Here is a 22,165-nt window from a genome sequence, read left to right as displayed (position 1 = left end):
CTACCCCAAGCTTGGACAAGGGTGTCTTGAACAATATCCTCACTGTCCTGACGGTTCCGAACAATCATATATGCAGAGCGAAAGAGACGCCCTTGATAACGCTTAACAAGCTTCTCAAAGGCGTCAATATCTCCGTCCTGAGCACGCAGAACGAGGTATCGATCCTCGTCCTGCGTTGATTCAGACAAAGCACTCAGCTGCGCAGTGGGGTACTGATGGGGCTGAGGTTCCAGCGTTACCTCGCTCTGAGGGTTACGCGCCAATGCTCTCTCCCGTGATTTCGGGTGCATGATGGCCAGTTACAGACTCGGAGACATTACGCTGCTTCGAAGAACGCTCCAGCCGTACTAGAACGTCAATCTGCTTGGGGGTCGCGCCGAAAGATACTGCCACATCATTGTTAAGTCGGTTCTTCAGTTCAGCAATAGCCCACTCAACCTCACACCCCTGAGAGACAGTAGCCTCTGCCTGAACCCACAGGCTCTTCGGGGAACCAGTAACCCAGACAGCGCACTTTTCTACACCAGGGACTTCTCGAGCACGCTCAGACAGAGCCTGCGCCAGAACCTCAGGTGCCAAAGTAGCCATCAGCACACCCTCAGAACCGCTAAACTTCAAAGGAGAAGTAGTAGCTTTACGGGGAACCTGTGCAACCAGCATGAACAAGCCAGCAATGATAATAAGTACTGATACCAGTGCTACTACAGGCAGGAACCACGGTGTGTGCACCATGGGTCCGATAAAGCTAGCTATCGGGTCCTGTGCAGAGGCCAGGTAAGGTGCAATTTCAGGCCAAGTCTGACCAGCATTGAAACCCGAAGCTAAAAGCCAAAAGGACGTTACTACAAGGAGAAGCCCAAAGATGGCCAGGACAGTTCTATTCAAAACACCAGAAACTGAACGCATATTCCTATCTCCTTTAGCTAATATGCTTAATCCGCACGCGAGTACGTACAATACCCACGGGTGCAAGCATCTTTAGCACTTCGTTGGTCTTCTTCCGCGCAGCTTCACGCACGGGGCCGAGGTCGTCCAAGACGCTATAGACAATAACGTCTACGCGGGAGCCGTTAGCAGTAACGATAGCGGAGTGGACGCCGTCAAGCTGCTCAATCTGGGTCTGAATGAGGTTAGCCAAGTCTCGGCGTTTTGCGACAGTCTGACCGGGAATATCGTCGGGGAAAATTTCCAGGCGATCCGGAAGTCCAGGCCACACAGCGCCAATGATCATAGCCAGACCGCACCCCGCCAAGATGATGGCGAAGATAATAGCCGTGATGGAGCCAAGAGTGGTAGAACCAATAGCGGTGAGGGTACCCACCATAGACTCAGGCCAGGCACCGTTCACCATTCGGTGAACCGCAAGCCAAACCACCAGTCCTCCCAAGGCGAGCAATACCAGAGCCAACAGGATGTTAGGGATGCTTCGCGAGGGACGACGAATTAGTTTCGGAACAGGTGTACTCATTTAAGGCTCTTCCTAACGTGGCTACTCGGATTGAGCCAGGATATCTCAATGTTAATCTTGCCCACACTAAGCCCCGTGAGGTACTCAACGCGATTACGCACGTGTGTGCGTAGATGTTCGATGATGGGGGACAAAGGTGCGGGGAAGACCAGTCCGATGTCCAGGTGCAGGACTGCTACCTGGCCGTAGAGTTCACATTGGGCTTCAGGGCGCGAGTCGAAGTTGTGGCGGGTACCAATTCCCAGTACACCTCCAGCATTTGAGCCAACATTGGCGCTTTCGTTTGCAGCCTCAGCTGCAATCTTTGCAACGAGTCGCGCGGGGATGGTGGTGGTGCCGCGGTGCTCCCAGGAAGAACGTTCTTCCTGGGAAGCACTTAGCTGCGTGTTTATACGCTGGTTCGCGGTCACCATCGTCACTTCTTTCGCCCGTCCAGGAGGCTTCGGACATCGACCCGGCCCTCCATGCAGAGGCCTACGGCCCATCCGGCAAAGCCACACAGGGCTACCAGAACAAACGTTCCGAAAGAACCGAAGGCAAGAACGGCTCCAAGGAACAGGCCCACTAGGAGGGCCAGGTGCGTTGTCTTCATAAGAACTCCTTAGATTAAGGCGTTGGATGCGGGTTACTTGAGGTCGGTGTCCTCAGACTTGTCAGAGTCATCCTCGGGCAGGTGAACGTCGGTAACGTTGATGTTGACCTCAACAATCTCAAGACCGGTGGTGCCCTCAAGCTGCTCGATAACGTTGCGACGAATTGCGTCGGAAACCTCAACGATGGAGACACCATACTCGACGACTACGGTAACCTCGATAGCTGCCTGGGTCTCACCCTTCTGGACGCTAATGCCGCCAGCGACGTTGGTCTGAGCGTTGGGGATACGGTCGGTCACAGCGCTAAACGCACGGCGAACAGCATTGCCCATGTCGTAGACGCCGGGGATTTCACGAGCTGCCATGCCAGCAATCTTTGCGACGACGCTCTCATCAATGGTGGTAATACCGTGCTCGGTCTGGAGAGGACCGCGGGGTTCCTTGGTCTCTTCAGCCTTGTTCTCGTCGTGCTCGCGCTGCTTTGCAGTCTGGGGGATAGCGTTGTTGCTCATTTGGAGCCTCTTTCGTAAAAATCCGAGATGGTTAATAACGGTTATGCACGATGCAGTAAGCAATATAGTCAAGGTGCCCTCGGTGGCATCCACAATCAGCTTTCTCTGTTGACTGATCTGACTGGTTTTGCTGCCCGTCATATTTGCCGTGCTAATAGTTAGACGCTACCAGATGTGGTTTCGTCATAACTTTATTTTATGCAATGAATCACACAGCTCAAAAAAGGTCATATTTTGCGTGCAATAATCTGTCACAAATACTTCGGAAGACAGCTTTCTATCTTGTCATCCTATAGAGTCAAACAAGAAGATATCCCAACCAGATTCTTCAGAAGAAGCCAACAAACATAAAAGCGGAGCCCAGCACTGTGCACAGTGCTGGGCTCCGCTTTTATGTTTTTACGGCTTAGACGTTGAAACGGAACTCGACCACGTCGCCGTCCTGCATGACGTAGTCCTTGCCCTCCATACGGACCTTACCGCGAGCCTTCGCCTCCACCATGGAGCCAGCCTCATCCAGGTCAGTGAAAGACACAACCTCAGCCTTAATGAAGCCACGCTCAAAGTCAGAGTGAATCACGCCAGCAGCCTGCGGCGCAGTATCACCCTTATAAATAGTCCAGGCGCGGGCCTCCTTCGGGCCAGCAGTCAGATAAGTTTGCAGACCCAGGGTCGAGAAGCCCACACGAGCCAGCTGGTCCAGGCCGGACTCATCCTGACCGTTCATCTCCAGCATCTCGCGAGCCTCCTCCTCAGACAGCTCCACCAGATCAGCCTCCAGCTTCGCATCCAAGAACACAGCCTCAGCCGGTGCCACCATGTCACGCAGCTCCTGCTGCTTCTCCTCAGAGGCCAGAATGCCCTCATCAGCGTTGAAAACGTAAATGAACGGCTTAGCAGTCAGCAGGTTCAGCTCCTTCAAGTGAGCCAGCTCCAGCTTCGCGTCCTTCACACGAGAAATGATGGTGTCACCATCCTCCAGGATCTTCTGCGCGGCTTTGTAGGTCTCCAGCTGAGCGGCGTCACCCTTCTTAATCTTCACAGCCTTCTCCAGACGCGGAATAGCGTTCTCCAGAGTCTGCAGGTCAGCCAGAATCAACTCAGTGTTAATGGTCTCCATATCGGAGGCGGGATCAACCTTGCCGTCCACGTGAATGACGTCCGGGTCATCAAACGCACGCACCACCTGGGCGATAGCATGCGCCTCACGAATATTCGCGAGGAACTTGTTACCCAGGCCCTCACCCTCAGAAGCGCCCTTCACAATACCCGCAATATCAACAAACGAAACAGTCGCAGGCAGAATACGCTCCGAACCAAAAATCTCAGCCAGGCGGTTCAGACGCACATCCGGCAGGTTCACCACGCCCACGTTCGGGTCAATGGTCGCGAACGGGTAGTTAGCCGCCAGCACAGTGTTGCCGGTCAGAGCGTTGAACAGGGTGGATTTGCCCACATTAGGCAGGCCAACGATGCCGATAGTTAGAGCCACAAGTTTTCCTTCGAATCATGTACCCCGCCATACACTCAGGATGCGCCGCGTAAGTGATGCGGCGGGTGTGGGAGGGCACAGGGCGAAAATGGTGCCCGCTTCCAAGCGCGGCACCGCAAGTCTCGGGAAGAAACGGGTGCGGGGCGCCTGCGGACATAAACACTACCATTCTACCGTGTTCAGGCAGGAGCCGCCCTGGTTGATGAGATCAGGGGGCTAGAGCCAGCCGTTCTCCGTGGCTATACGCACCGCATCCTGACGCGTCGACGCACCCGTCTTCGCCATTGCCGCCGACAAATAATTACGCACCGTACCAGCCGACAAAAACAACGCCGCTGCAATCTGCTGAGCCGTACCACCCGATACCGCCTCACGCAGTACCTGCGCCTCACGCTCCGTCAACGGAGAAGCACCCGTCACCAAAGAATCCGCCGCCAACGACGGATCCACCACACGCAACCCCGCATGCACACGACGAATCGCCTCCGCCAACTGGCGAGCACCCGTATCCTTCACTACAAAACCACTCGCACCAGCCTCCAGCGCGCGGCGCACATAGCCAGGGCGGCCAAAAGTCGTCACAATCAGAGTGCGCACCGGCTCACCCGACTCGCTCAAAGCACCCGCATTACGCAGCGCCGCAGCCGCCTCAATACCATCAGTCAGCAAAGTACCGGGCATCTGCACGTCCAACAGCACCACGTCCGGCTGCAACAGTGCGACAGCACCCAGCACCTCGTCGCCACTACCGACCTGACCCACAATCTGCAGATCAACCTCCAGACCCAGTAGGGCGGCAAGAGCCTCACGGATGAGCTGCTGATCGTCAGCGAGCAGAACACGAATCATGGAAGCCTCCCAGGGCTGAAGACGGGCAGAACATACCGGGCGGAACAACCGTGATAGGTTGTCTACCACCACCATACAGGGGTGGGTAGCTTACCCGTCTAGGGCGCGGCACTAAGTTCCACAATCTGCAGCATCTACCTACAGCAGTGAGGTATCGCCATCCATGCTCACACGGATGCGGGTGCCCACCCCACCAGCAGGGTTCTCCTCCAGCCACTGCTCGGGTGCCGTCTCAATCACCACGCTACCGCCGGAGGCCGCCACACGCTGACCCATACCCGTCAGACCGTTACCACGGGCATCACCCACACCCACGCCGTTATCGATGATGTCCAGACCGGTTGCGCTCAGACGCACCCGAGCCGCGTTCGCGCCCGAGTGGCGCACCATGTTCGTCACCGCCTCACGCAGAACCCAGGAGAACAGCTTCGCGTTCACACCAGCCACCGCGAGCGCACTCTGAGCCTCCGGCAGTTCGGCGCGAATACCGGCAGTCTGTAGGGCACGACCCGCACCCTCAATCTCGCCCGAGAAATCAGGCACACGCAGACGCGTCACGGTTGAACGAACCTCCGCCAGGGATGCGCGGGACAGCTGCACGATAGCCTCCATCTCCGCACCGGCGCGGGCGGGGTCAATCTCCAGCAGGCGCTGTGCCAGCTCCGCTTTGAGGGTGATGACGGTCAGGGAGTGGCCCAGCACGTCGTGCACGTCACGGGCGATCTCTTCACGTTCCTCAGAGAGCGCCAGGGAGGCACGCGCTACGCCCGCACGTTCACCGAGCTCAATCAAGTAGGAGAAGCCCAGCAAGCCCGCCATCGGCGCACCAATAAAGAGGGAACTACCGCCATGCGCGGTGACATCAAAACCGGTACCCGCCACAAAAATTAACCAGCAGGCCACGGCAATCGTCGCCGCTACGCCCAAGCGCAGGCGGTACGGGGCGATTGTGCCAAAAATCCAGAACGCCACAAAGTACATACTGAACGCCAGGAACACCATATATGCCGGTTCCACCCGCAGTACCGTCAGACCAGCCACGGGCAGTGCCATCAGCGTCGTCCAGATGACGTTTCGGCGCATTGTGGAGGCGACCGGAACCAGCCACGGCACCGCGTACGCTGAGCAGTTCACCACCGCGAACAGCGCCACCAGCGCCACACCGATCCAGCGCATATGCGCCAGCTCCGGGGCGGTGAGGAATCTATCTAGCGGCATAAGCAGAAACACCAGCCACGGGGCGCTGAAGCCCAGCGCCAGCCAGTTCACGCTGCCGCGGCGTTCGCGGTGGAGGAAACGGAAGCGGTTCTTACCCAGGGTATGCTGCGCGGCGGAGGGGGCCGCCTCGTTCTCTGCATGAGGGTATTCGTTCGGGTGGGTGTGGGTTTCGGTCATGGGTCTAGCCTAACGTGCGGGTACCGCGGGTGCAGATACCACCGGCGCGGCTGTGTTAGTAGATGTGGTGTGAGTGGGTATGGCTTCCGCCGCAGCCTCGGGAGCCCCTGATACTACGGAACTCTTGAGACTGCAGCGGAAAGAAGCATTTAGCGGCGGGTTGCGCGGCGCATCAGCAGGGCAGAAACACCCAGGAAGATCGCCGCCCACACGACCAGGCTCACCACGGCGTACCAGAGAGGCTCGGTGACGAACCAGTCCTTACCACCCAGAATAATGGTCTGACCTGCGGCGAATGGGTAGCGGGCAATCTCAGCGGCACCGTACAGCGGAGTGAAGCGGGCGTAGTTCAGCAGGTCGGTGCTTAGTGGGGAGAACACGGTACCGAAAAAGCTCATAACCACCAGCAGACCGTTCGCAATAGACACGGCGTTCTCGTTACGAATCAGCAGACCCATCATGATGCCGTAGAAAGCGAATACCAGACCACACATCACCGTCAGGGCACCAGCCGCAAGCTGCTGGTTCAGCGGCATCTCCACACCGGTAAACATGCCCACAATATTCACCGCAATCACCGGCACCGCAGAAATCACCAGCGCGGTCAATGTCTTCGCACCCAGGTACTTGCCGGTGGTCAGCGGGGTCAATGCCAGCTGGCGGTTCCAGCCGCTCGACAGCTCGGTGACGGTGCTGCCGCTAATTGCTACGGTGTTCTGCACGGCACCGTATAGCGCCATGCCAATCATGACGTATGCAGCTACGTTGCCCTCGCCCATCGGCTGGGAGGCATACTCCTGCATCGCGCCAAAGAGCAGGAAGAAGACGATAGGCAGTGCCACGCCGAAGAAGAAACGGTCCATAGAGAAGAGAGAAGCGCGGATGTCGTAGAGTGCGTAGCGGAGCATGATATTTTCCTTGAAAGTATGTAACGGCGGTGTGATGTTGAGGCGGTGTGGTGTTTAGGCTTCGGATGCCTTGGAGGCGGCGGCCTGCTCAGTCAGCAGGGTGAAGGAATCGTCCAGGGAGGGCTTGGTGACCTCCAGGTCGGTGATGCTGTAGTTGTTCAGCAGAGTGCGCAGTACCTGTTCAATTTCCAGCACGGAGATGCGGTGGCGGTACCCGCCGGACTCTTCGGTAACCTCAACCGGCACGTCCAGGTCGGTGATGGGTGCGGCTGCGAGGAAGCTGAGGTGGCGGTGGCCGGTCAGTGCACGGATCTCGTCGGAGGAGCCGTCAGCGATGATAGAGCCGGATTCCATAAGCACAATGCGCTGGGCGAAATTCTGCGCTTCTTCCAGGTAGTGCGTCGCAAAAAGAATGGTCGTTCCACGCTCGGCGATGGCTTCCATACGCTCCCAGAAGGTACGGCGCGCATTCACGTCCATGCCGGAGGTCGGCTCGTCCAGGATTAGCAGTTCCGGCGAGTGCATAGTCGCCAAGGCGTAACGCAGACGCTGCTGCTGACCGCCCGAGCACTTGCCGACCTTGCGCTTAGCAATCTCGGTCAGGTCGGCGCCGGCGAGTACCTCATCCACATCAATGGGCTTGGGGTACAGGGCGGCAATCATCTCGACCGTGGCGCGAATCGTCAAGTCCTTGAGCAGGCCACCGGTCTGCTGAACCGCACCGAGTAGACCGGCGCGTGCCACCTCGGAGGCGTTGCGGCCGAAGACGCTCAACTCACCGCCGCTGGGCTGGGTCAAACCAAGAATCATGTCAATGAGGGTGGTCTTGCCTGCGCCGTTGGGGCCGAGCAATGCGATGATTTCGCCGCGCTTGATGGTCAGGTGAATCGAGTCGACAGCGACCACGGTGTCTGCCGCACGGGTGGAGAAAACCTGGCGGAGGGAGCGGGCGGAAATAACGGTTTCTGCGATATTTTGCGTGCTGTTCTGAAGTACTGCGGTGTTCATGTTTCTATTACACCGCCGGTTTTCACACCGGTGCGGTACAGAGTGTCATGACCTGCCCATGACAAATGTCATGAGTTGAGGATATGCGAACGTCTCGGTCAGTTACGCGAAGCGGGCACTCCGTCCTCAAGGCTCCCCAGCTCCGCAGAGGGCGCACTCTCCCGCGTAGCGTGAACGTGAAGCTGCGCAAGCTTCCTTGCCCGCTCATCCTCAGACACGAAAAACCCCGTGTCTTCTCCCCACACGGGGAAGAGGACACGGGGTCATAAGCTAAAAGTATTAGCGAGTGGGCTTCGCGCCACGGCCACCGAGCTGGCGGCCGACGTTCTCGTCATTCTTCAGGGCGGAACGTAGTTCCTTCGGCAGGGAGAACAGAATGTCTTCCTTCGCGGTCTCAACCTCTTCGATAGTGCTGTAGCCGTACTCAGCCAGTAGCGCCAGCACCTCCTGAACCAGCACCTCCGGCACGGACGCGCCCGAAGTCAGACCCACGGTCGCCACGCCCTCGAACCAGGCCTCGTCCACCTGGTGTGCGAAGTCCACACGCTCGGCACGCTTAGCGCCGTATTCAAGTGCCACTTCCTTCAGGCGCACGGAGTTCGAGGAGTTCGCCGAACCAACCACAATCACCAAGTCAGCGCGCGGAGCGATCTCTTTGATTGCACCCTGGCGGTTGGAGGTTGCGTAGCAGATGTCGTCCGAGGGCGGGTCCTGCAGGGAGGGGAAGCGCTCACGCAGACGCGCCACGGTTTCCAGGGTCTCATCCACGGACAGGGTGGTCTGAGAAATCCATACGACCTTCTCCGGGTTGCGGACGGTCACCTGGTCCACTTCGTCGGGTGAGTTCACAATCTGGATATGCTCGGGTGCCTCGCCGGCGGTACCTTCAACCTCTTCGTGGCCGGTGTGGCCAATGAGCAGGATGTCGTAGTCCTGCTTTGCGAAGCGTACGGCCTCACGGTGCACCTTGTTCACCAGCGGGCAGGTCGCGTCAATGGTGTTTAGGGAGCGCTCACCGGCTGCGGAAACCACTGCCGGGGACACGCCGTGCGCCGAGAACACGGTCACGGAACCTTCGGGAACTTCGTCCACTTCATCAACGAAGATAGCGCCCTGCTTCTCCAGGGTCTCTACCACGTGGCGGTTGTGAACAATCTGCTTACGAACGTAGACGGGCGCACCATAGTGCTCCAGTGCCTTCTCAACAGCAATCACGGCACGGTCAACGCCTGCGCAGTAACCGCGCGGGGTGGCGAGGAGGACTTTCTTCTCGCCATTGACAGGTGCAGCGGCTTCAACCTCGGCGCGACTGCGGCGCTCGCGGGGTACGGGCGGCAGGCCCAGGGCAATAGTTTCAGTGGACATGGTTACTATCCTACGTTGTTCGGACTTTTAGTGTGTGATGGCTGTGGCATCGCTCGCAGGGTTACGTCCCAGGGCGATGAGGCGGATCAGAATACCGAGCAGCAGGGCGATGATCGCCAGGACCGGCCCGTAGCTTGCCGCCGCCTGCAAATGCTCGGTCAGTGACGGTGCAAGCTGGTTCCATATCCCGGTAATCAGCGCCGTTCCGGCGGTGCTGTGGCTGGTAATTCCCAGGGATTCAGGGCTCTGACCGCCAAACCAGGATGCGGCGCCCCAGCACAGCAGGGCGTAGAGCAGAGCCGTAACCACCGGCACCAGGATGCGGTGTCTGGGTGCCAGCAACGTAGCCAGCAGCAGGCTCAGCACCGAAATGATGGTCAGCGGCACTGTGGACTTGCCCAACGCGGCGGCACGGTTAATGCCGGCGTGCAGGTACCAATCCTGCTGACCCTGCTGGTTGCTGCCGTCCTTTACCCGGTCAATGTTGAGGGTTTCAGGGCCGAGCTTCGTCAGGTCCGGGTCGAAGAAGCCGATAGAGCCGATCTTCGCATCCAGCGCGCGGTAGAAGGGGGTGAGCACAATGACGGCAGGGCCGTCCTGGTGCTCAAGGTTGTAGCGGCGAGTTTCCTCAGCTATTTCCTTCCAGAGGCTTCGATATTCTTTAGTTTTTGATAGCTCAGCCGCGGAACGGTTGAGCAGGGAACGTATGCCGTCTTGTGTCGGCTTTACAAGAATGGAGTATAAGCCGCTTTCTTTGGTGCCGTCGAGGAAGGTTGTCATAGCCTCGGAGTTCATGAGGTCTTCCACCGCTCCGTCGGCGATGCGTGAGGCAAGCTCTGGGTCTTCCGCCAGGTTGGAGGAAATCTGCGAGAAACCACGCTCTGACATGAGCTTTGAGTTCACCCAGGAACCCGTGGTTGCCCCCAGACCGGTGACCAGGGCCAGGGTGCACAGCACAACGGTCAGGAACCTTCGCAAACCTGCCGCGAAGGGAGGCTCCGGGGCCGCCTGCAACTCAGCTTTGGTGGGGGCTGCGGTGTGGCCGAGCGTGCGGGTGGGCTGTAGCAGGGTGGTGTCTTCATCCGCCGTATAGTAGCCGTCCGTGCGGGTAATCCGGGTGTCGACGACTCGGGTCGTATCCGCCGGGTAGTTTTGGGTGCCAATACCCGCCGCTGACGAAGCCGCGGCGGTGTTGCGGGCATTGTTCTGGTGTGCTGACTGATCGGGTGAGCGCATGAGCCTAGGGTACCCGCTCACACTGTTCAAAGCCGATTCGGACCCGCAGAATGCGCCAGAAGCTAAGTCTTTCTGGTTGCGTGCAAGATACACCGATTCGCTTGACTGACCTGTGAGCAGGCGCATAACTCACCAATCAGGGACAATAGAGGGTATGAACTTCTACAACCTTTCCGCAGCGCAGCCGGCACCCGCCCTGGTGGTGCCACCCGTGCACGAGCGGCAGCTTCCCGGGAAGTCTCAGGAAACCACCGCAACCAACCCCTGGCCCCTCGCCCTGCTCGCACAGAACCTCAAAAACTACGTAGATAAGGTTCCCGAGCTCTGGGTGGAGGCGCAGGTTGCCTCCCTAAATGGCCGCGGCGGCAACGTCTTCATGGAGCTCAAAGACCTCAACGAAGACTTCTCCTTCACCCTCGCACTCTTCGGGCGTGCCGGTAGCGGCCTGGCAGCTGATGTGACCGTAGGCGCTCGCATCGTCACCCGCGCCAAGCCGAGCCTGTGGAAGAACGGCAAACTCTCCCTCATCGGCAAGGAAGTGTACGCGGTCGGCACCGGCAACCTGCATGAGCAGCTGCAGCGTCTACGTGAAGCTCTCGCCGCCGAGGGGCTGTTCTCTGACGCGCGAAAGAAGCCGCTACCCATGCTACCGAACAGGGTCGGTCTAATCACCGGTCGCGATTCTGATGCGGAGAAGGACGTTATCCGCAACGCCTCCCTGCGCTGGCCCGGTGTGGTCTTCGAAGTGCGCAATACCCGCGTTCAAGGTGAAGGCGCGGCGGCTGAGGTCATTGCGGCTCTTACCGAGCTGGATGCCCACCCGGAAGTGGACATCATCGTCATCGCCCGAGGCGGCGGATCCTTCGAGGACTTGTTGCCCTTCTCCGAGGAAGCCCTCATCCGCGCCGCCGCAGCAGCCACCACCCCGGTGGTCTCGGCAATCGGTCACGAGGCGGACTCCCCCATCCTCGATGCGGTCGCCGACCTGCGCGCCTCCACCCCCACCGATGCGGGTAAGCGCATTGTGCCCGATATTTCGGAGGAAACCGCCCGTATCATCGAGGCACGCGCCCGCCTGGACCGAGCGGTGCTCGGCTACGTGGGCATGCAGATGAACTACATTGCCCAGCTGCGTAGCCGCCCGGTGCTCACCCATCCGGAGTCCTCCCTGCTCATGCGTGTGGAGGAGCTGAGCCAGCTGCGCGAGCGTGCGCACCGTTCGGTGCATCACCGTCTGGAGCGCGAGTCAGCAACCCTATCGCATACGTTGGCACGGGTGCGGTCGCTCTCACCTGCGCAGACGCTCAACCGCGGCTACTCCATCGTTCAGGATGCCGCGGGCGCTATTGTGCGTGACGCTTCAGCGCTGAGCGAGGGCGAGCAGATTACGGTGCGCGCGGCGGTCGGTTCGGCGCAGGCGACCGTAAACTCCACGGATCCCTCAAACATCTCCTAAACCTCGATACCCCTAAGTTTTACCCCTAGTTTTTACCTCTGAAAGGTTCCTCAATGAGCGAGAACATTAGCTTCAACAGCGCCGAACTGGGCGCACCCATCGAAACCCTCGGCTATGAGCAGGCGCGTGCCGAGCTGGAGCAGGTCGTGCGCCAGCTGGAGTCCGGCGCCAGTGACCTAGAAACCTCCATCGCCCTGTGGGAGCGTGGCGAGGCACTAGCCGCCCGCTGCGAGGCGTGGCTTCAGGGCGCACAGGAGCGCCTGAACGCGGCACGCGGTGTGCAGACTGGTGCGCAGGGCGGGGAGCCTGCGGCGAACTAGCACGCCCCTCCCCCGGCGCGTTCCTCGGCCCTCTGGCGCATCACGCATCCGCTAAGCCACTAAAAATAGCCTGCCCCGTAGCTCATCAGAACTGCGGGGCAGGCTACTTCTGTCTATATGTAGCAGAGGCGGGAAGGCTAGTGCTTCTGCTTGTAGTCAGCCATGAAGTTACCCAGACGCTCCAGGGCGCTGGTGAGGGTCTGCGTATCGGGCAGGAACACCAGGCGGAAGTGGTCCGGATCCTTCCAGTTGAAGGCGCGGCCGTGGCTGAAGAGGATCTTCTGGCTCTTAAGCAGGTCCAGGACGAACTGCTCATCGTCAGTAATGTCGAAGCGCTCAACATCAATCTTCGGAAACAGGTACAGTGCGCCTTCGGCGTTGGTGCAGCTGATGCCGTCAATCTCGTTGAGCATCTTGTGCGCCAGGGTGCGCTGCTCGTACAGGCGGCCGCCGGGAATAATCAGCTCGTTAATGGACTGGTAGCCGCCGAGCGCGGTCTGGATTGCGTGCTGTGCCGGAACGTTGGAGCACAGGCGCATGGAGGCGAGCAGGTGAATACCCTCAAGGTAGCTTGTGGCGTCCTTCTTCGGGCCGGTGATAGCGACCCAGCCTGCACGGTAACCGCAGACGCGGTATGCCTTGGACAGACCGGAGAAGGTCAGGCAGAGCACGTCGTCGCCGGTGAGGGTTGCCATGTTGACTACCTCAACATCGTCATAGGTAATCTTTTCGTAAATTTCATCAGCGAAGACCACCAGATTGTGCTCGCGTGCCACGTCCACAATCTGTTGCAGGACTGCGCGTGGGTACACGGCGCCGGTGGGGTTGTTCGGGTTAATAACCACGATGCCCTTGGTGCGCTCGGTAATCTTCGACTTAATGTCTTCAATATCCGGGTACCAGTTGTTTTCCTCATCGCAGAGGTAGTGCACGGGCTTGCCGGCAACCAGCGCAGTGGATGCGGTCCACAGCGGATAGTCAGGCATGGGAACCAGGATTTCGTCGCCGGTCTCGCACAGTGCCTGCAGGGTCATCGGGATTAGCTCAGACACGCCGTTGCCGAGGTAGACGGCGTCGGTGTCAAGATTCATAATGCCGCGGTTCTGGTAGTGCTGCACAATGGCGGTACGTGCCGAGTAGAGGCCGCGGGAGTCGGAGTAGCCCTGGGTTTCGGGCAGGTGACGAATGATGTCCATCATGATGGCGTCGGGCGCTTCAAAGCCGAAGGGGGCGGGGTTACCAATGTTCAGTTTGAGGATGCGGTGACCCATCGCCTCCATGCGATTGGCCTCGTCCAGAATGGGGCCGCGGATGTCGTACAGGACGTTGCTCAACTTTGAGGACTGACGGTACTTCGTCATGATGATTTACTTTCTAGGGTGATCCAAAATGAATTGCGCTGCGTCATCATCTGCGATGGGGTTGGATCCGCTGGTCAGACGCAATAGGAACGAGAGGTTACCCGTGTCTAATGTAGATGATACGCGGTTAATTGCCGTACGGGCGCTATCTGGCAGGGCACGACGAATAATGGGCACCAACTGCTGCTGCAAAAGTGCCGTTGACGGGTCTTCCAGGATAACCAGGCGGTTCTCTTCAATCGCGGAGTCGCTGCTGTGCAGCAGGGTCACCTGCACGCTGTCGGAGGTCAGGGCTTTAACGCGCTCGGCAGGGTTGTCCTGAATCTTCGGGTTGTGCACACGGTAGCGGTAGAGGCTATGCAAAGAATCCACGCCGTAGGTGCCGCTGGAGTACCCGGTCGGAATGGAGAACGCCAGAGAAGAGTGTACCTCACGCAGGTTCGCAAGGGAGTTGAGCTTGTGGCGGGCACTCACGGCGCGGGTGGTGACCAGTACATCCTTGTTGGTGGCGTGGGCACCGTTGAGGAGCATGAGCTCTTCGGGCAGGATACGCGAGATGGCGTTGGTCATGTCGGTGGTGCTCATGGCACGCAGGTTGATGGGGTCTGCGGAGCGGGTAGAGCTTGCCGTGGGGCTCGCGGTTGCGTCCCTAGCATGCGCGGAGGCGGTGCTCTCCTCCGGGTTGGGGGTAGCTGCCGGGGGCAGGGTCACGCCTGCGGCTTGAGCGGAGGCGCTCACGGAGGCCGCGATGCGTTCGTTCTGCGCTGCGGCGGGGCTGATTTTTCCGTCGTCGGTCAGGTAAAGCAGCAGGTCACCGCTGTAGTCGATAACCAGGTCCAACGATTCAAGCGCGGCTGCGGTGCTACCGGTTTCCTCATCGTCGGGCAAAGTTGCGGTAGGGGTGGCGGAGTTAGCCGAAGGAACCATGAGCCCGCGCAGGGCGGTAGCGCGGCTATTGTCGGTGTCAACTAGTTCAACGGAGTAGCCAACCTGTCGCAGGGCGCGCGCGTACAGGTGCGCCACAGCACGCATTTCACGCAGGGCACCGTAGCCGATGCGCAGAGTACCGTAGCTGGATGCGGAAGGGTCCATCTGGGGGGTTGCGTCATTATTCCCGCAGGCGGCGAGCAGCGGCATGAGCACCAGGGAGGTGAACACCGCACGGCGGGTGATGGTTAGTCGGTTCATTAGGGAAGCTTCCGTGCATTTTCGTCGGCAAGAAATTCGCGGTATTCGCGTGCCCAGCTGGCGGCATTGGAGTAGCCCATCATGGAGGCTACCTCGTCTATGAGAGTACCGTAGCGGATGGTATCTAGCTCAGCGATGGGTACCCAGCGTGCGGTGTCGGAGGAACCGTTAATTTCATGGCGCAGTTCGCCGGTGACAATATGGGCACGGAAAACCACCCGCAGGGCGCAGAAAGGCAGCGCTTGCGGGTCTTTCTGGGTGGAGCGCACGGGGAAGTGCCCGGCGTGCACGCCCAGAATGTCTTCAATAGCGACGCTATAGCCAGTCTCTTCAAGGGTTTCCCTCAGCGCGGTTTCATCGGCCTGTTCGCCGGGTTCCATGCCGCCTCCGGGCAGGGACCAGAGAGGGCTGAGTGCGCGGTCTTCGGGCACCCAGCGGGTCATGAGCAGCTTGCCCTGCTCAATGATGACTGCGTAGGCTGCGGGGCGGGTTTCCATTGCTAATGCCATGGTTTGATTTTACCGTCTATCGTTCTTTAGCGTTTCTTGCCGCGGCGTGCACTGGCGGCTTTGGCGGTCTGTCGGGAGTGCTGGCGTGCGTTACCGTTTTTCTTGGCGTTGGCGCGTTTTTTATCGTGTGCTTCACGGCGGGCGTTGGCGGCTCGTGCCTTCGCTTTTGCCTTTGCTTTTTCGGCGGCGACGCGTTCAGCGCGTGCCTGCCGGGTTTCGCTGCCGCGGTCACTGGTTGCGGTGCGGCCACGCACAATACCGATGAAGTCCTGCAGGAGCGCTTCAAGCTCTTCGCTGCGCGGCTCGCCCTTGGGGGCACGCGGCCACACCAGGTGCACCGGGTAGACGTCCAAGCCCGCAACGGGGCGGTAGGTGAGGTCCTTGCGGTGGTAGAAACGCGCAATGGACATGGGCACAATGTACAGGCCCACACCGGCGGCAACCAGCTCGATGGTTTCCTTATCGGTCAGACCTTCGGGCACAATGCGACCTGCGTTCTCACGCCAGGCGCGGGATACTTCCTCATAGGCGGGAATATCGGAGGCCGGTTGCAACAGGAACTCTTCGGCAAGCTCCTCCACGGGCACCTCATCAAGTACGGTGAGCACATGATCCACCGGCAGAATGACCACGGGCAGTTCCTCGTAGAGGCGGATGCTGTGGTACTTCTCGCCGTCGGTGCTTACCGGTTCGCGGTCGGGGCGCACAATGCTCATGTGTGCGAAGGGATTCTCGGGTACGTCCTTACACTCAATGGGAGAGTGCTCGGCAACTTCGGCAGGCACCTCAGAGGTTCCCTCTTCTGAAGATCCAGCAGGGGGGTTGGCGGCGGGATCAATCAGGCACAAATCCTGATGTAGGGAGTCCAGGCCGCGCGCCTCACGCACGGGTACCTCCGCCAGCTGCACGCGGTCGCCGTAACGCTCATGCCAGCGGTTGAACCACTTGCCGGGCATAATCGCCGGAACGTAGCTAACACGCAGCACAGAGCGCTGTAGCACGGGGATGGGCAAAGCCTCCGGAGTCTGAATCATTGCCAGCTGCTCGGGATGCAGGTACACGCGGGTGGGGGCCTCGGTGAGCGCTTCGGTTTCTACCTCGTCGGTAGCGTTTTCAGGCGCGCTCAGCTCGGGGTCGATTGCGGTGAGAGCGGGGTCGTTGGCGGGCTGCTCTTCGGGGATACCTACGGTGGAGGGTGCGGATGAAGTCATCCCTCCACGCTAGCACATCTTGGGCGGGGGTATTGGGGTCAGGTAAGCGGCCTCAACCCGGGGAGATAGTGCACCTATCCCCTGCTGGAGGCAGGACTAGTTCTCGGTAATGTTTGCCGTAGCGTTCTCAACGGTTTCGCGGTTAATGCGGCGTTCGCGCAGCTGAGCCGCAATGACCAGCACCGTAATAACAATGGCGAGGGCGACCGGGAACATCCACGGTTCCAGGCCGAGCGCGGCAAGAATTGCGAAACCGATGGTGGTGTAGATACACGCCCATATTAAGGTTCCGACCAGCATCGCGGGAACCCAGCGACGCAACGGCATTTTCGTAAAGCCGGTCGTGATGATGACCGCGGTTTGCAGACCCACGGTAAGAAAGCAGAGGGGCACGGCAATAACGCCCCATCGGTTGATGAAGGCGCGCGCTTTGCGGTAGAGCGGGCTATCCATGGCTTTGCGGATGCGGTCAAAGCGGGATCCCCCTTCTGCGGTCAGCACTCCGAGGCCGTAGACAATGCTGGTGCGAACAATGCCGACACCCCACATGATTGCTAGGGCTACCTCAATCGGGAGTGCGTCAAACCAATCTTTCATCTGGCTATTTTCTCATGAGTGGGCAATATTAGCCTGATTGAAGGTTCTTTGAGGCTTCTTATTCAACGTACGGAGGGGGCTAAAATTTTTTTAAATTTTTTTCAGCCAGGGGTTATTGCCCCTTGTCGCCTGCAATAACAAGGATTTTACTTAGGTAAACCTTAGTTTATTGACAGGGTGTCACTATTTTCAGCTTGTACCAGGTGCAGGAATTAGGATATATTTTTATTACCGAATAGGGCAGGTCTTGTGGGAAGGCCTTCCTAGTCGGTCTAGAAGGCTTTCTTCCTGTGTGTGATGCTAGAAAAGGAACCCCATAGACGGGGTTCCTTTTTCTTTTTAACCGTCCCTATTACCCAGGGACGCGAAACCCCCGACAGTACGACATGTCGGGGGTTTTACATGTAGTGACCGCAGAGCTTACTTCTTATCCTGATCCTGGCGGTGCAGGGCGCTCAGCGGCTTGGGCAACTGAACCGGGTTCCAGGTGTTGCTCACAGCCTCAAAGGAGGAGCCAGCACCGGGGTGACGGCTCGTCGAACGAACACCAACGGTCGAGGTAGCACCGGTCGAGAGAGCCGGGTCGTTCAGCGAGGCGATATCCAGCGTATCGAACTCGGAATCATCCAGGACATCCGGCAGAGGAATCTCTTCAGGAATCGGCTGAGCGGCAGGAGCCGCAGCTACCTGGCGGACGGGTGAACCGTCGCGCAGAGCCTGGCGAGCCACCGGCTGATCAGGATGAATTGCCGGCTGCTGTACGGCAGCTGCCATCGACTGTGCAGGTGCCTGAGCGGAATCCTGCTGAACCTGAGCAGGCTGAGGCGCTACCGGCTGGGCGACAGGTGCCGGAGCCTTCTGAACGGGCTGATGCTGTGAAATAGGAGTCTGTACCGCCTGAGCCTGCCCAACATACGCCTGTACAACCTGAGGTTGCCCCGCGGTACGAGGCGCAGCCGCGGAGGAAGTAGCCGAGCCACTCTCCTGGTCGAAGAGCACGCTACCGCGGCGAATCGGCTGGAAGCGGCTCGGACGCTGCTGGCGATGCTCAGGGCTATGAGCCGCAGGCGACTCGGCAGAGCTAGTTGCGGCAAAACGAGCGGGTGCCGGGCGAACAGGACGAACAGCCTGAGAAGGCGCGGGCGCCTCCTCGCGAGCAGCCACCTCGGGTGCACCCTCAGATGCCTCCACTGCAGCATGTGCGCGGCTCGGGCGTGCTGCCTCGCGGTTCATGCCGTGTACGGGCTTGCGGGTAGCGGAGCAAGCGGGGGTTTTCTCTTCTTCGATCGGGTCCTGAACCGGCGCCTCCGCAGACTCGTCGGCACTACCGGCAGGCACTTCGTCCTCATCAGAATCTTCGGCATCCTCTTCACCGGGCTCCTCCTCAGATGCCGCAGCAAGACGAGCAGCACGACGAGCCTTAATCTGATGACTCGCAGACTCCAGCAGACCGAAGCGGCTCACAGCCCACACGCCACCGGCAAGAATCAGGAAGAGAACAGCCCAACCCCACGCCGCAACACCAAAGAGAGCAAGAACGCCACTCAGAAGGCCCAAACCAGCCAATGCAACAGCAACCAGCAGGCCAATACCACTCGGGCTTGAGGTGTCAAAGTAAGACAGGGCGGAGGGCTTTACCTCCTCCACTACAGGGATTCCATCGGTATAGGGCGCAGTGGGAGAAGATTCGCGAATCTGCGAAATAGAAGCCGTATCCAGAGCAGGCTGAGCGGAGTCATCGACAGCGTGAGAGGAAGAAGCCTGCGAAAGAGCAGAAGAGGGCAGAGAGGTACCCGGCGCCACCGCATAATCGGAAGACTGGTACGCATCCGACTCATTCAGCAGCACACCTGCAGAGGCAAGAATGTCCTCAGCGGTACGCTCGGCGCTAATCAAGGGACGCTCAGGCTCCATGACGGAACCTGCGGGCGCTCGATGGAGACTCCTGGGTACAACCCACAGCAGCAAAATCACGGTCAGAATTACCAACACACCAGAAGTGTTCAACAGCGTCATATCAGGTCGCCCTCTATAGTCCCTTTATCCCTAGACTTTAATCATACCCTTATATTCTCGATGCTTTCCATAAGGGGCAAGAATCGGTCTAAATATGCGCATATACCCTAGAAGGAATATGCATCCGAAGATGCAATACATGTTCGCAGCAGTACTCTCATTGACCCCTCACTCAACAATATCCCACGTACGACACAAAGGAAGGCGCCCCCTTCTTGGGCTAACGCCCACAAGAGAGAACACCTTCCTCAGCGTGGTTGGTATTTATCGGTTGCCCTCGCTAGAGAGCGGATGCAGAGTGCTTAGCAGTTCTCTGCGACAAAGTCCTTCAGCCATGCGCGCAGGTCCTCACCGAACTCGGGGCGCTCAGCAGCAAGAATAACGTTTGCCTTCAGGTAGGACAGCTTGTCACCGGTGTCGAAACGGCGGCCGGAGAAGACCACGCCGTAGACGCCTTCGCCTTCGCCCTCCCCCTGAGCCAGGGTCTGCAGAGCGTCGGTCAGCTGAATCTCGCCGCCGCGACCCGGAGCAGTGTTCTCCAGAACCTCGAAGACCTTCGAGCTCAGAACGTAACGACCAATCACAGCGTAGTTCGAGGGAGCCTCATCAGCAGCAGGCTTCTCAACCAGACCGGTAATCTTTACAAAATCGTCCTCACCCTCAACAGCCTCAATAGCAGCTGCACCGTAAGCAGAAATAGCCTCACGGGGAACCTCCATCAGAGCAACGACGGAACCGCCGGTACGCTCCTGGACCTCCACCATGCGAGCGAGCAGGTCTTCCTTCTCGTCAATCAGGTCATCGCCGAGCAGAACAGCGAATGCCTCATCGCCGACGTGGCGCTTTGCGCGCAGAACAGCGTGGCCCAGACCCTTGGGGTCACCCTGACGCACGTAGTGCAGGTCACCGCCCATCTCATTGGTAGCTACCACGGATGCGAGCAGGGCGTCCTTACCCTGCTCAGCAAGCTGCTGCTCCAGAACGGGAACACGGTCAAAGTGATCCTCAAGAGCGCGCTTGTTACGGCCGGTAATCATCAGAACGTCGTTCAGACCGGCACGGATTGCTTCCTCCACCACGTACTGAATCGCGGGGCGATCGACGACGGGGAGCATTTCCTTCGGGGTTGCCTTCGTGGCGGGCAGGAATCGGGTGCCCAGACCAGCAGCAGGAATAACTGCCTTAGTAACAGACTTAATTTCAGTAGCCATGCCACAAGAATACCCTAAGTTATAAAGTACTTAAGCTGATTTATCGACACTATGACATGAAAAAATCTTCAACGTGACTAACTACATATCAGTGAAGCTACGTTCTTCGGGATGTAGAGAAAATACGTTCTTCAGAACCCAATGCTATTTTCTGTAATCCCTATACTAAAAAGTAGATTCTACAGCCCAGCAGAGTAGGTTACTTTTTGCCGCCCGCATAGATGTTTTCGCCCCACCTTAAACGCCCCTCAGCGCAGAGGCACCACGATTCAAACCAGCCAACCTAACCCATAGAGCCACTCTCCCCCGCCCCTATATTAAGACCTCACCCGCAAGACGATGGGACACACCATGCCTCTCAATACCGCAGCCGCAATCAGCAACTCCGACACCGGTGCCAGCGCAGAAGATATCTCCCTGGATAAAGACATTCTCCGTTCCCAGATTCGCCCGCACCGCCTCACCGCACGCAGCCGCCGCGGCGAACATGACCAGCAGCAGATGGCTGACCTTTTCACCCGCCACATTCTTGAGGCGGTCGCGCAGCGCCTCCACTCCCCCGGCACCATCGCGGCATACCTGCCCACCAAATCTGAACCGCCCATCGTTCAGTCACTAAACGCTCTCCATCAGCAGGGACACCGCATCCTTGTACCCGTCGTGCGTCCCGGCCGCAAGCTCGCCTGGGTGCGCTGGGACCCCGCCGCTGAGCATCCGCTCAGTCCCATGGGAATCCCCGAACCCGAGGGCGAAGAACAGGACGAGCAAGCCTTCGTGAACGCCGATGTGCGCCTCATCCCCGCTCTCGCCTTTGATGCTGGCGGGCACCGCCTCGGTCAGGGAGGCGGCTACTACGACCGCATTATCCCCCTGCTCAGCGCACAGCAGCTGAATGAGCAGACCATCGGTGTGGTCTTTGCCGATGAAATTTATAAAGCTATTCCCTACGACCAGTGGGACGCTATTCTGCCAGTCATCCTCACCGAAGAAGGCATTTTCCATGCCTCTCAGCAGTCATCAGTGTAGCCGGTTGACCAGCACCGCCCACCTCCTGCTTGACACCCCAAATCTTCATGCAAAAGCTCAAAGATATGCAGGAACACTCCAACAAAGTCGCTCAAGAAAAAGGCAAAAAGAAACCAGCAATAGCTTTTGAGAAGAAACCGCAAATAGCCCAGAGCATTTCAAAAGCGGTACACTCAAACCACTGTTATTAAACCCGCTCAGCTAAAAAATCGATACAGAAGGACAATATGCCGGTCTACGTTTACCAGTGCAAGAATTGCAATCACGTCTTTGAACAGCGCCAGTCCTTTAGCGACGATGCACTGCGCGTCTGCCCGCAGTGCGGCGAAGAAACCCTGCGCAAGCGCTATAACACCGTCGGCGTGACTTTCAAGGGTTCCGGCTTCTACAGCACCGATAAGGGCAACTCCTAAGCGGAAGTTCCGCACCAGCCATAAGAGGGGC

General features: G+C 58.7%; 23 protein-coding genes. 4 read left to right on the top strand and 19 right to left on the bottom strand.

Annotation, left to right across the window (positions count from 1 at the left end):
• From O3648_RS05420 to O3648_RS05365, 12 genes are all read right to left on the bottom strand, one after another.
• On the bottom strand, positions 1 to 263 hold a 263-nt coding region (locus O3648_RS05420), incomplete at its 3' end, for an RNA polymerase sigma factor (protein ID WP_371568961.1).
• Positions 253 to 732, bottom strand: a complete 480-nt coding sequence (locus O3648_RS05415; protein WP_279741166.1) for a hypothetical protein — start codon at positions 730 to 732, stop codon at positions 253 to 255. The genes O3648_RS05420 and O3648_RS05415, both read right to left, overlap by 11 nt.
• A 187-nt stretch (positions 733 to 919) precedes the next feature.
• Positions 920 to 1,468, bottom strand: a complete 549-nt coding sequence (locus O3648_RS05410; protein WP_279789685.1) for a DUF6286 domain-containing protein — start codon at positions 1,466 to 1,468, stop codon at positions 920 to 922.
• On the bottom strand, positions 1,465 to 1,881 hold the full coding sequence (locus O3648_RS05405) for a hypothetical protein (RefSeq protein ID WP_279741170.1): 417 nt from the start codon (positions 1,879 to 1,881) through the stop codon (positions 1,465 to 1,467). Before O3648_RS05405 ends, O3648_RS05410 begins: the two co-directional genes overlap by 4 nt.
• 212 nt (positions 1,882 to 2,093) lie before the next feature.
• A complete protein-coding gene (locus O3648_RS05400) occupies positions 2,094 to 2,573 on the bottom strand; it encodes an Asp23/Gls24 family envelope stress response protein (RefSeq protein WP_279741171.1) in 480 nt (159 codons plus the stop codon).
• Positions 2,574 to 2,979: 406 nt separating this feature from the next.
• Entirely contained in the window at positions 2,980 to 4,065 is a 1,086-nt protein-coding gene (gene ychF / locus O3648_RS05395) for a redox-regulated ATPase YchF (protein WP_279741172.1), read from the bottom strand.
• 216 nt (positions 4,066 to 4,281) lie between these two features.
• Positions 4,282 to 4,914 (bottom strand): response regulator, encoded by a 633-nt coding sequence (locus O3648_RS05390; protein WP_371568958.1) that lies wholly within the window; start codon positions 4,912 to 4,914, stop codon positions 4,282 to 4,284.
• A gap of 138 nt (positions 4,915 to 5,052) precedes the next feature.
• Positions 5,053 to 6,309 carry a sensor histidine kinase gene (locus O3648_RS05385; RefSeq protein WP_371568956.1) on the bottom strand — a complete coding sequence of 419 codons (1,257 nt, stop codon included), beginning with the start codon at positions 6,307 to 6,309 and terminating at the stop codon, positions 5,053 to 5,055.
• A 149-nt stretch (positions 6,310 to 6,458) separates the two neighbouring features.
• Positions 6,459 to 7,217: an ABC transporter permease gene (locus O3648_RS05380; RefSeq protein WP_279755115.1), complete on the bottom strand. Its 759-nt coding sequence runs from the start codon at positions 7,215 to 7,217 to the stop codon at positions 6,459 to 6,461.
• 54 nt (positions 7,218 to 7,271) lie between these two features.
• Positions 7,272 to 8,225, bottom strand: coding sequence for an ATP-binding cassette domain-containing protein (locus tag O3648_RS05375; protein WP_371568954.1), 954 nt, complete (start codon positions 8,223 to 8,225; stop codon positions 7,272 to 7,274).
• Positions 8,226 to 8,504: 279 nt separating this feature from the next.
• Positions 8,505 to 9,590: a 4-hydroxy-3-methylbut-2-enyl diphosphate reductase gene (locus O3648_RS05370; protein ID WP_279755113.1), complete on the bottom strand. Its 1,086-nt coding sequence runs from the start codon at positions 9,588 to 9,590 to the stop codon at positions 8,505 to 8,507.
• Between the two features lie 27 nt (positions 9,591 to 9,617).
• Positions 9,618 to 10,826, bottom strand: coding sequence for a dehydrogenase (locus tag O3648_RS05365; RefSeq protein ID WP_279789678.1), 1,209 nt, complete (start codon positions 10,824 to 10,826; stop codon positions 9,618 to 9,620).
• 154 nt (positions 10,827 to 10,980) lie between these two features.
• Between O3648_RS05365 and xseA the strand changes: the two genes are divergently transcribed.
• Both xseA and O3648_RS05355 read left to right on the top strand, forming a co-directional pair.
• The gene (xseA, locus tag O3648_RS05360; RefSeq protein ID WP_371568950.1) at positions 10,981 to 12,282 is read left to right on the top strand and encodes an exodeoxyribonuclease VII large subunit; all 1,302 of its coding nucleotides are present in this window, start codon (positions 10,981 to 10,983) and stop codon (positions 12,280 to 12,282) included.
• 53 nt (positions 12,283 to 12,335) lie between these two features.
• Complete coding sequence (locus O3648_RS05355; protein ID WP_371568947.1) at positions 12,336 to 12,602, top strand: exodeoxyribonuclease VII small subunit; 267 nt, start codon at positions 12,336 to 12,338, stop codon at positions 12,600 to 12,602.
• Positions 12,603 to 12,739: 137 nt separating this feature from the next.
• On the opposite strand, the gene O3648_RS05350 is transcribed toward O3648_RS05355, so the two are convergent.
• From O3648_RS05350 to galU, 7 genes are all read right to left on the bottom strand, one after another.
• Positions 12,740 to 13,963, bottom strand: coding sequence for a pyridoxal phosphate-dependent aminotransferase (locus O3648_RS05350; RefSeq protein WP_371568944.1), 1,224 nt, complete (start codon positions 13,961 to 13,963; stop codon positions 12,740 to 12,742).
• 6 nt (positions 13,964 to 13,969) lie between these two features.
• Positions 13,970 to 15,151: a glycine betaine ABC transporter substrate-binding protein gene (locus O3648_RS05345; protein ID WP_279789673.1), complete on the bottom strand. Its 1,182-nt coding sequence runs from the start codon at positions 15,149 to 15,151 to the stop codon at positions 13,970 to 13,972.
• Entirely contained in the window at positions 15,151 to 15,660 is a 510-nt protein-coding gene (locus O3648_RS05340; RefSeq protein ID WP_005508451.1) for an NUDIX domain-containing protein, read from the bottom strand. Before O3648_RS05340 ends, O3648_RS05345 begins: the two co-directional genes overlap by 1 nt.
• Positions 15,661 to 15,686: 26 nt before the next feature.
• Positions 15,687 to 16,871 carry a LysR substrate-binding domain-containing protein gene (locus tag O3648_RS05335; RefSeq protein ID WP_371568941.1) on the bottom strand — a complete coding sequence of 395 codons (1,185 nt, stop codon included), beginning with the start codon at positions 16,869 to 16,871 and terminating at the stop codon, positions 15,687 to 15,689.
• Between the two features lie 96 nt (positions 16,872 to 16,967).
• On the bottom strand, positions 16,968 to 17,468 hold the full coding sequence (locus O3648_RS05330; protein WP_371568938.1) for a DedA family protein: 501 nt from the start codon (positions 17,466 to 17,468) through the stop codon (positions 16,968 to 16,970).
• 420 nt (positions 17,469 to 17,888) lie between these two features.
• Positions 17,889 to 19,484, bottom strand: coding sequence for a hypothetical protein (locus O3648_RS05325; RefSeq protein ID WP_371568936.1), 1,596 nt, complete (start codon positions 19,482 to 19,484; stop codon positions 17,889 to 17,891).
• A 302-nt stretch (positions 19,485 to 19,786) separates the two neighbouring features.
• Entirely contained in the window at positions 19,787 to 20,695 is a 909-nt protein-coding gene (gene galU, locus O3648_RS05320; RefSeq protein ID WP_279741195.1) for a UTP--glucose-1-phosphate uridylyltransferase GalU, read from the bottom strand.
• 351 nt (positions 20,696 to 21,046) lie between these two features.
• Between galU and O3648_RS05315 the strand changes: the two genes are divergently transcribed.
• Both O3648_RS05315 and O3648_RS05310 read left to right on the top strand, forming a co-directional pair.
• A complete protein-coding gene (locus O3648_RS05315) occupies positions 21,047 to 21,721 on the top strand; it encodes a 5-formyltetrahydrofolate cyclo-ligase (protein ID WP_371568934.1) in 675 nt (224 codons plus the stop codon).
• Between the two features lie 227 nt (positions 21,722 to 21,948).
• On the top strand, positions 21,949 to 22,134 hold the full coding sequence (locus O3648_RS05310; RefSeq protein WP_005505091.1) for an FmdB family zinc ribbon protein: 186 nt from the start codon (positions 21,949 to 21,951) through the stop codon (positions 22,132 to 22,134).
• Positions 22,135 to 22,165 lie beyond the last annotated feature (31 nt).

It is taken from the genome of Rothia sp. 27098_8_161, from assembly GCF_041432905.1.
In the GTDB taxonomy this organism is placed as follows: Bacteria; Actinomycetota; Actinomycetes; order Actinomycetales; family Micrococcaceae; genus Rothia.
This window is presented reverse-complemented; position numbering and strand designations above follow the sequence as displayed.

Excerpts from the sequence above, each read along its gene's own strand:
- O3648_RS05415 (WP_279741166.1), bottom strand. The coding sequence starts at position 732 with ATGGTGCACACACCGTGGTTCCTGCCTGTAGTAGCACTGGTATCAGTA.
- O3648_RS05410 (WP_279789685.1), bottom strand. The coding sequence starts at position 1,468 with ATGAGTACACCTGTTCCGAAACTAATTCGTCGTCCCTCGCGAAGCATC.
- O3648_RS05405 (WP_279741170.1), bottom strand. The coding sequence starts at position 1,881 with ATGGTGACCGCGAACCAGCGTATAAACACGCAGCTAAGTGCTTCCCAG.
- O3648_RS05400 (WP_279741171.1), bottom strand. The coding sequence starts at position 2,573 with ATGAGCAACAACGCTATCCCCCAGACTGCAAAGCAGCGCGAGCACGAC.
- O3648_RS05390 (WP_371568958.1), bottom strand. The coding sequence starts at position 4,914 with ATGATTCGTGTTCTGCTCGCTGACGATCAGCAGCTCATCCGTGAGGCT.
- O3648_RS05385 (WP_371568956.1), bottom strand. The coding sequence starts at position 6,309 with ATGACCGAAACCCACACCCACCCGAACGAATACCCTCATGCAGAGAAC.
- O3648_RS05380 (WP_279755115.1), bottom strand. The coding sequence starts at position 7,217 with ATGCTCCGCTACGCACTCTACGACATCCGCGCTTCTCTCTTCTCTATG.
- O3648_RS05375 (WP_371568954.1), bottom strand. The coding sequence starts at position 8,225 with ATGAACACCGCAGTACTTCAGAACAGCACGCAAAATATCGCAGAAACC.
- O3648_RS05370 (WP_279755113.1), bottom strand. The coding sequence starts at position 9,590 with ATGTCCACTGAAACTATTGCCCTGGGCCTGCCGCCCGTACCCCGCGAG.
- O3648_RS05365 (WP_279789678.1), bottom strand. The coding sequence starts at position 10,826 with ATGCGCTCACCCGATCAGTCAGCACACCAGAACAATGCCCGCAACACC.
- xseA (WP_371568950.1), top strand. The coding sequence starts at position 10,981 with ATGAACTTCTACAACCTTTCCGCAGCGCAGCCGGCACCCGCCCTGGTG.
- O3648_RS05355 (WP_371568947.1), top strand. The coding sequence starts at position 12,336 with ATGAGCGAGAACATTAGCTTCAACAGCGCCGAACTGGGCGCACCCATC.
- O3648_RS05350 (WP_371568944.1), bottom strand. The coding sequence starts at position 13,963 with ATGACGAAGTACCGTCAGTCCTCAAAGTTGAGCAACGTCCTGTACGAC.
- O3648_RS05345 (WP_279789673.1), bottom strand. The coding sequence starts at position 15,151 with ATGAACCGACTAACCATCACCCGCCGTGCGGTGTTCACCTCCCTGGTG.
- O3648_RS05340 (WP_005508451.1), bottom strand. The coding sequence starts at position 15,660 with ATGGCATTAGCAATGGAAACCCGCCCCGCAGCCTACGCAGTCATCATT.
- O3648_RS05335 (WP_371568941.1), bottom strand. The coding sequence starts at position 16,871 with ATGACTTCATCCGCACCCTCCACCGTAGGTATCCCCGAAGAGCAGCCC.
- O3648_RS05330 (WP_371568938.1), bottom strand. The coding sequence starts at position 17,468 with ATGAAAGATTGGTTTGACGCACTCCCGATTGAGGTAGCCCTAGCAATC.
- O3648_RS05325 (WP_371568936.1), bottom strand. The coding sequence starts at position 19,484 with ATGACGCTGTTGAACACTTCTGGTGTGTTGGTAATTCTGACCGTGATT.
- galU (WP_279741195.1), bottom strand. The coding sequence starts at position 20,695 with ATGGCTACTGAAATTAAGTCTGTTACTAAGGCAGTTATTCCTGCTGCT.
- O3648_RS05315 (WP_371568934.1), top strand. The coding sequence starts at position 21,047 with ATGCCTCTCAATACCGCAGCCGCAATCAGCAACTCCGACACCGGTGCC.
- O3648_RS05310 (WP_005505091.1), top strand. The coding sequence starts at position 21,949 with ATGCCGGTCTACGTTTACCAGTGCAAGAATTGCAATCACGTCTTTGAA.